The organism is Lentzea sp. NPDC003310 (assembly GCF_040610935.1).
Classification (GTDB): Bacteria; Actinomycetota; Actinomycetes; order Mycobacteriales; family Pseudonocardiaceae; genus Lentzea.
Genome location: NZ_JBEXNC010000057.1, coordinates 618 through 1,587, shown reverse-complemented (window position 1 = coordinate 1,587; position 970 = coordinate 618). Strand labels below are relative to the sequence as shown.

Genomic DNA, 970 nt, shown 5'->3' with positions numbered 1-970 from the left:
ATTTATTATGGTGATTATTTTAATTTTATTAGCATTAAGTTTTGTTTTAATTCCTGTTTCTATCAAATTACCTCTATTAGGCTTATTACCCTTTGTTCTATGGGGAGCTATGGGATGGGCTACACAAGCACCCCAACAACATATACTGCTAAAAATTCATCCTAAACATGGAGGTCCTGCTGTAGCTTTAAATAGTTCTATTAATTATTTAGGCAGTGCTATTGGATCAGCTGTCGGAGGAATTATTTTATTTAATGTTAATAGTACAAACGTACTAATATATAGCGCTTTAGGAGTTACTATTATTGGTATTTTATTACAATTATTAAATTTATCTATAGATAAAGATTGAAAGACTTATTGTCACTCTTTTAATCATCACGGTATGTATTGAAATTTATAAATCTGATAATATCAAAATGCTGTAATAAATTATAAAAAAAGCCACCCAAATTAATGAGTGACTATCCGATAAAAAGCACTTGTCTACGATTAAAAATACTTCTTACTATGTGTAATAAAAAATTATTACATCACTAAGTCGAACTTAACATATATTTGTACTTTATACAATAAATAGAAATTACAATAAGTTATACCTTAGTTATAAGAGACAGTTAAAATGTTTTCACTGTCTCTTATTTATCGTCTATATTTATCACATAAAAATTTACAGAATCTTAATTTCTACGATAGAATTTTTATTACATAATGATGTTAGAATTAAAAATTAGCTAGTTTTAATCATAATATGTAATGGAAAAGAGTAAATGAAAATGAATAAATTATCAGAAAATCAAATTCAAAAAATCGTATCAACTTTTATTCACATTAAAACGAAAGTCAAAATAATTATTGATGAAAAACAGTTGATTCAATCTATAACAAAATATATTAATAAAAACTATAATGATATTATTTTTACAGAATCAATTCCTAAATACCTGTCTTTAGGAATTGATTCTGTAAA

The 970-nt window shown here is 24.7% G+C and carries 2 pseudogenes; both read left to right on the top strand.

What is annotated here, in order from left to right:
- Positions 1–352 (top strand): annotated as a pseudogene (locus ABZX02_RS43885) (MFS transporter); the annotation flags it as partial.
- A gap of 418 nt (positions 353–770) precedes the next feature.
- Positions 771–970, top strand: a pseudogene (locus tag ABZX02_RS43880) (aspartate-semialdehyde dehydrogenase); the annotation flags it as partial.